The 6,333-nt window shown below is 68.0% G+C and carries 7 protein-coding genes; 3 read left to right on the top strand and 4 right to left on the bottom strand.

Annotated elements, in window-relative coordinates; genetic code table 11:
• Positions 1 to 170 precede the first annotated feature (170 nt).
• Positions 171 to 587, top strand: coding sequence for a hypothetical protein (locus ABZY11_RS42170; RefSeq protein WP_356484248.1), 417 nt, complete (start codon positions 171 to 173; stop codon positions 585 to 587).
• Between the two features lie 649 nt (positions 588 to 1,236).
• Here ABZY11_RS42170 and ABZY11_RS42165 read toward each other — a convergent pair.
• From ABZY11_RS42165 to ABZY11_RS42155, 3 genes are all read right to left on the bottom strand, one after another.
• Entirely contained in the window at positions 1,237 to 2,031 is a 795-nt protein-coding gene (locus tag ABZY11_RS42165) for a methyltransferase domain-containing protein (RefSeq protein WP_356484247.1), read from the bottom strand.
• Positions 2,032 to 2,336: 305 nt separating this feature from the next.
• A complete protein-coding gene (locus ABZY11_RS42160) occupies positions 2,337 to 2,861 on the bottom strand; it encodes a hypothetical protein (protein WP_356484246.1) in 525 nt (174 codons plus the stop codon).
• Between the two features lie 74 nt (positions 2,862 to 2,935).
• Complete coding sequence (locus ABZY11_RS42155; protein WP_356484245.1) at positions 2,936 to 3,955, bottom strand: carbon-nitrogen hydrolase family protein; 1,020 nt, start codon at positions 3,953 to 3,955, stop codon at positions 2,936 to 2,938.
• Between the two features lie 365 nt (positions 3,956 to 4,320).
• Between ABZY11_RS42155 and ABZY11_RS42150 the strand changes: the two genes are divergently transcribed.
• Both ABZY11_RS42150 and ABZY11_RS42145 read left to right on the top strand, forming a co-directional pair.
• On the top strand, positions 4,321 to 4,737 hold the full coding sequence (locus ABZY11_RS42150; protein ID WP_356484244.1) for a transposase: 417 nt from the start codon (positions 4,321 to 4,323) through the stop codon (positions 4,735 to 4,737).
• Entirely contained in the window at positions 4,707 to 5,384 is a 678-nt protein-coding gene (locus ABZY11_RS42145) for a transposase (RefSeq protein WP_356484243.1), read from the top strand. The genes ABZY11_RS42150 and ABZY11_RS42145 overlap by 31 nt, the downstream gene beginning before the upstream one ends.
• An 11-nt stretch (positions 5,385 to 5,395) precedes the next feature.
• Here ABZY11_RS42145 and ABZY11_RS42140 read toward each other — a convergent pair whose 3' ends face one another.
• On the bottom strand, positions 5,396 to 6,172 hold the full coding sequence (locus tag ABZY11_RS42140; protein ID WP_356484242.1) for a class I SAM-dependent methyltransferase: 777 nt from the start codon (positions 6,170 to 6,172) through the stop codon (positions 5,396 to 5,398).
• Between the last annotated feature and the right edge of the window lie 161 nt (positions 6,173 to 6,333).

Raw genomic sequence — 6,333 nt, 5'->3', positions numbered from 1 at the left:
ATCCGCCGCTACATCATCTGGCGAAACCGCCATGCCGACGACCAGCACCTACAAGCCGTCGTCGACAAGGCAAACGTTGCCTGATGCGGCACTAGTGACCACGTCAATCGGTATGTAGGTGCCCTTTGGCGCGAAAGGTTGTTCTCATCATCGAAAGGGGCAGATCTGTGATGGTCTCGAAACGGCGCTCCCTGCGCATTGCCGTCGTCGGTGTCCTCGGCGCGGCCTCCCTTGCCCTCGCGGGCACCGCAATGGCAGCCACCCCGGCTACGGACACCGCAACCCCGGTCGTCGCGCAGAAGGCCGTGCCCGCCAAGGCCGACATCACGGCAAAACCGTCGGTGTCCTCCGTCCGCGCCTGGCAACTGTTCCGCGTCACGGGCCGGACCACCGGTCTCAAGGCGGGCAGCAAGGTGACCCTTCAGCAGAAGCAGCACGGCAAGTGGGTCAGCCTGCCCGCATCCACGAACCTCTCGCGGGACGGATCCTACTCACTCGGTGTCAAGCTCGGGCTGAAGGGCAAGAACGACCTGCGCATCGTCAGCGGCACCACGGCCTCGCCGGCCTTCAACGTGACGGTCCGCTGACACGCACCGCCACCGCAGCAGAGGCTTGTCGGCACCGGGGTGGTCTCACCTGCCCCGGTGCACGTGCCGGACACGATCTGCGCCGACATCGCTGCGGCCCGCCCGAGTCAGCAGTTCCGCGCCGCGCATGTGGGGACGGCGCGGCCGGCACGCCTGCTCCCACGCTACGACCCACGGCATCATCGCCTGCTTGCACCGCGGAGAGAAGGCCGGACTGAACGTCCGTTGTTCGTACTGCCACGCCCGTTCCACCGGCCGACCCGTCCGAGTCGCAGGGCTCGGCGGAGGAACCACGCCGTACCTGCGACGACCGTCCCGCAGAGCGTGGGCACGCGCAACCATGGGAGGCCCCTCCACAGGGTGGACAGACCCACGACGGCGCAGGTGGCCCCCGTGACGATGAGCAGCCACTTGCCGTACGGCGCCGCGTGCGGGCGGGCACGCTTCAGCTGCTGGTGGGCAGCCAGGTGGTGAAGACGGCCGGAGTCCACTTGCCCTTGCCGTGCGCCGACCACGACGACTCACACCACGGGCAACACTTGGAAGGCCAAGAAGGCGAGTGCGTGTGCGGGAACAGTGACAGTGGTTCGCACCAGAGCGAGCAGAATGTGTGTCTGCCGCCAGGACGGGTGGTCGGCGAGCGTGGTGATCACGGGGCCGGTTTACCGGCACGGACCATGACGTAGCCCATCTTGTCCCGGCACAGGCCGAGAATCAGGGGATAGGCCGATTCCAGTTGCGTGGCGATGTCGGTGCCCAGGAGTTCCTCGATCTGTCGGCGACGTGCCGCGAAGATCTGGGGGATCAGATGATAGGTAGGTGTGAAGTCACCGGTCCTGTCACGTACACGGTCGATGGTGAAGCCGGCCTGCCGGGCGAGGGATGGGTAGTCGTCGAGGGAGCCAGGCAGGCGAGCGAGCGCGAAGCCCGCGCGGAAGAGCGCCACATCCTGGTCGGTGAACGGGACGTGTTCGAAGCAGTCCGCCAGGACGAGCCGTCCACCGGGGCGCAGAACACGCCCGGCCTCGTGCAGAGCACGGGGACGGTCGGCGAAGTGGGCGAACGACTCGATCGCCCACACCGCGTCGAACGAAGCGTCCTCGAAAGGCAGATTCATCGCATCGGCCTGGAGGAACTCGGTGCGGTCGGCGACGCCGGCGTGGGCGGCACGATTGCGGGCCTGCTCGACCTGGGCACCGCTGGCGGTAATACCAAGGACCTGCCCGCCGGAGGCCTGAGCGAGACGCACCGCGGGCCGTCCTGTGCCGCAACCCACATCCAGCGCCCGTTGCACGGGCCCGAGGGCAAGCTCGCCGATCAGTTCATCGGTCCACCGGTCCTGCGCCGCTGTCAGCTCCTCCCACGCCTCCTCCGCCGACAGCACCCGCCCGGGCTTCGGGCGCACCCCGTCGTCCCACATGCCCAGATGCATGCTGTCGCCCATCGTCAGGCTGTACAGACCCCCCAAGCGGTCGTACCACGCTCCGACCTCCTGCACGGAAGGCCCCTCAACCGCTGCCTGCTCCATGACGCCCTCCCCACGCGCACCGGTCCGGGCCGACACGCCACGCCACGCCCGACTCCATCCGCCGTGCGCCCTTCAGCATGCGGGACCGGTGAACCCGCAGGGAAGGGCGCGCGGGAGCGGAACTCGGTGCACCTTGGCGCGCCCCCTGCACCGCAATGGCTGATACTGCAGTCGCATGTGGCACAGCGGTCAACGTTGCGGTGCCGTGAGCGGCCGCCGTGTCAGTGGTATCCCATGGTGGTGCCGACCTTGTTCAGGACAGCGCGCTCGGTCATCGCGTGCTGGGCACCGCGCAGCTGGGCCAACTGCTCCCCGGCTTTGTCGACCAGGGCCGTGATCAGCGCTCGCTGCTCGGCCGGCACCACCGAGCGCCACGTGGTCCCCGAGCCGGGCGACGCGCGTTCCTTGCCCAGAACCCGCAACTGCGCGGCCATCGTGGCGGGCTGGTGTTCCTGCCGCACCCACCACAGGTTCTCGTCGAATCGCACGAACGGACCGGGCCGGCCCTCAGGATGGCGGCGCAGACGGATGACGGTCCCCGTCCACGCGATCAGCGGACCGCCGTAATCGACCGTCACCAGCGGCACCGACCACTCCCGCCCCACCCGCTCCCCGAGGCGACGGCAGAACGCCCCATCCGCAGGCAACGGCCACGGGCGCTCACCCCCGCTGTCCGCCCATGCCAGCTGAGCCATCACCGGATCCGGTAACGCGTCCGCCACAGCCACCACCTCCAGGAAGATCACCGCATCCCTCCCCACCACCCGCCACCACTCCAGATCGGCCCCCGCATCACCACCGGCGACCCGATGTCGTCTGCTCAGGCCGTTTCGGCCGCCGGGGCGGCGGTGCCGTCGCTCGGGGCGGCAGGCCATTCGCGGTGTCCTTCGTCATGCCAGAGGGGGCGTCGGTCGACCCGCAGGCCGAGGATCTCCGGTCGCGCGTAGTGGCCGCGGGAGTCGACCCAGACCTTGACGGCGTTGATGTCGGCGAGGTCGATCTCGGCGGTGACGAGCTTCTCCTCAAGGCCGGTGTGCGGGCCGGCGAGGTACTGGTTGAAGGGATGGATCACGGCCGACCAGCCGCCGCCCGCAGTGATGTGCTTCTGCGGTCCGACAGTGGACTCCATCCACTGCAGGCACGTCTCGTCCACCGGGTTTCCGGCGGAGATGACGAACGCCTGCGCCGTGAGCGCGTGGGTCTTCATCATGGCGTCGATCTGGACGTCGGCGACGGTCTCGAAGCCGGTCATGGTGGACAGACCGGGCCATGCTGCTGCGTGGATCTGCTGGCCCTGGGTGATCAGGGACTGCCGGGCCAGGTTCATGGTGTGTTCCCAGCAGGCCAGACCGCCGATCCGGCCCAGAGTGCTGTCGAAGACGCTGAGGGTGGCGCCGCCGCCCTGGGCCCACACGATCCGTTCGGCGTAGGTGGGCTGGAGCTTGCGGTGAACTCCGAGAAGGGTGCCGTCGGGTTCGATGAAGACCTGGCTGTTGAAACACGTGCGGGTCCCCGCGAGCCGTTCGCTGACACCGAGAGCGGCGCCGACCCCGGCGCGGTCACAAGCGGTTTGGACCCGGGCGATCTGCGGACCGGGCACCTCGACGGACGCCTCGGCGTAGGCGACGTTGGCGCCCTGCTGGTCCAGCGGGGCGTAGGCCTCGATCCAGTACGGGTATCCGGGCACGAAGGTCTCGGGAAACACCAGCAGGTCGATTCCTTCCCGGCCGGCCTGTTCGATGAAGCGGATGACCTTGCCGACGGTCGCCTCGGTGTCCATGAACACCGGAGCGGCGTGCACCGTCGCGACAGTTCGTTTCGTGGAAGTGGGAGATGACATGTCGGAGTCCTCCTCAGAAGTGGAGCGCACCGGCAGAAACAGGCCGTCGAGCGGAGTCTGGGGCGCACTGTCCGGATGTGGATGAATGGGTGAGCCGGTCACGAAGAAGCCTGCCATCGTTCGCAGCAACGCGTGCCTACGCTGACTAGAAGGGCTTGGTCAGGTGTACGCGCTGGCGGCGTTTCTTGGTGTCCGTGGGCGCGTTGATGGTGTGTGACACCTGGGGAGATGGATCAGGTCCGGGAGGATCTGGAGGCGTTCACGGCGGAGATGTTCGAGGCGTTCACGCGCGCGGTTCAGCGCCGCTGGGGTCAGGCGTATGTGCGCGGGCTGCTGGACGGACGGCGCAAGTCGGTGGGGAGCCGATGGCAGCCCGGCTGGGCGAGGACGGCAACCGGCAGGCCTTGGCGCATTTCGTCACCTCCAGTCCGTGGAGCCCCGCCCAGGTGCGGGCCCGGCTGGCATGGCGGATGCACGAGGCCATCGCCCCGACCGCGTTGATCGTCGACGACACCGGTTTCCTGAAGGACGGCGACGCCTCGGCGTGTGTATCGCGCCAGTACACCGGCACAGCGGGCAAGGTCACCAACTGCCAGGTCGGGGTCTCGGTGCACCTGGCCCGCGACCATGCCTCAACGCCGGTGAATTGGCGGTTGTTCCTGCCCAGGTCCTGGGACCCGACCTCGTCGCAGGCCGACCCCTCAAGGTGGACCGCCGCGAGCGGTGCGGTATTCCCGCCGGCCTGGGCCACGTGGAGAAGTGGCAGCTCGCGCTGGACATGATCGATGAGACCCGGTCCTGGGGCGTCGATGTCCCACTGGTGCTGGCGGACGCCGGCTACGGCGACACGGTCGCGTTCCGTTCGGGCCTGAACCAGCGCGGTCTGCGCCACGTGGTCGGCATGTCCACCACGCCCACCGCCCACCCGGCCGCCGCCAGTCCGGTCACCCCGCCCTACAGCGGCATCGGACGGCGGCCGGTTGCCAGGTATCCGGACCCGGCCCGCAGCGTGAAGACGCTGGCCATCGAGGCGGGTCGTGGTTCGGCCAAGCCGGTGTCCTGGCGCGAGGGCTCACGCCCGGGCAAGGCCCGCACCGGCTTGAAGCGCATGTATTCGCGGTTCGTCGCCCTGCGGATCCGCCCGGCAGGACGCGAGATCCGCGATGCCACCGAAGGTGTTGAACTGACCGAGTGCTGGCTGCTGGCCGAGTGGCCCGCCAAAGAGGCCGAGCCCGTGCAGTTCTGGCTCTCCGACCTGCCCGCCGGCACCCCGCTGATCACCCTGGTCCGCCTGGCCAAGCTCCGCTGGCGCATCGAGCACGACTACCGAGAGATGAAACAGGCCCTGGGGCTTGCCCACTTCGAGGGCCGCACCTTCAACGGCTGGCACCACCACGTCACCCTCGCTCCCCGGGCGGCTTGCCAGTGAGGGCAGGCGCGCTATGTACGGGTGGCCTCGAAGGTCCACACGTCGTCTGCGGCTGTTGGTGCGGTACCTGCTCGGTAGCCGCCGTGGACTCTGACATTTGCGAAGCCCGCCCGGTGCAGCATGGCTGTGAACTCGGCCAGCCCGAACCACAGCAGGGAGAAAATCTGGAGCTCGGTGCGTGTCAGGGTGCCGTCCTTCCAGGCTTCGTAGCGAAGCCAGCGGGTGGTGCGCTGGGCCACCGGGTCCACGTGCGTGCGCCAGGTGGTGAGGGTGACGAGATCGCTGCCACTCCACTGGTGGGGGACCGGTCCGTTGTCGGGGGCTGTGCCCGCGGACGGCGGTTCGATGTCGACGATCAGTCGGCCTGCTGGAGCCAGATTTTCGTGCATGACGGTGAGCGCGGTCTGCGCGCTTTCACGGTCGGGAAGCAGGGCGAAGGACCCGGTGGGGATCACGATCGCTTCGAAGGCGCCGGGGTCGTGGTGCGTGGTCATGTCACCCTCGAAGACATCGGCCTTCACACCTCGCTGGGCACAGTTGACGCGGCACTGTTCCAGCATGGAGACCGAGGTGTCGTAGCCGCACACGGTCAGTCCCTGTTCGAGCAGGGGGATCAGGATTCGGCCGGTGCCCACGGCGGGTTCCAGGATGGGGCCGGACACGTTCCGCAGGCGGTCGGCGTAGAACTCGACGTCTCCGAACGAGGTGCCGATCGGCTTGTCGAGTTCGTAGAACAGGGTTGCCAGCGGTCCGTAGCGCCAGGCGGTGTCGTCGAAGCCGGTGTCCATGCGTTCCTTCGGTGATGCTTCAGGCAGATAAGAGTGCTCTGTTCAGTACCTTGTGGGCATACTGCTATACTGACTTCGGCCCGTTGGGGTGAACCTTCTCGAAGTCCCTGACGCGTTCGCCGTAATGGCTGTATTCCGTGGTGTGTGAGGTATGCGGATGG

The organism is Streptomyces sp. NPDC006510 (assembly GCF_040611955.1).
Lineage (GTDB): Bacteria > Actinomycetota > Actinomycetes > Streptomycetales > Streptomycetaceae > Streptomyces.
This window is presented reverse-complemented; position numbering and strand designations above follow the sequence as displayed.

Bases quoted from the DNA above. Each gene is read 5' to 3' on its own strand.
- ABZY11_RS42170 (WP_356484248.1), top strand. From the start codon at position 171: ATGGTCTCGAAACGGCGCTCCCTGCGCATTGCCGTCGTCGGTGTCCTC.
- ABZY11_RS42165 (WP_356484247.1), bottom strand. From the start codon at position 2,031: ATGGGCGACAGCATGCATCTGGGCATGTGGGACGACGGGGTGCGCCCG.
- ABZY11_RS42155 (WP_356484245.1), bottom strand. From the start codon at position 3,955: ATGTCATCTCCCACTTCCACGAAACGAACTGTCGCGACGGTGCACGCC.
- ABZY11_RS42150 (WP_356484244.1), top strand. From the start codon at position 4,321: ATGGCAGCCCGGCTGGGCGAGGACGGCAACCGGCAGGCCTTGGCGCAT.
- ABZY11_RS42140 (WP_356484242.1), bottom strand. From the start codon at position 6,172: ATGGACACCGGCTTCGACGACACCGCCTGGCGCTACGGACCGCTGGCA.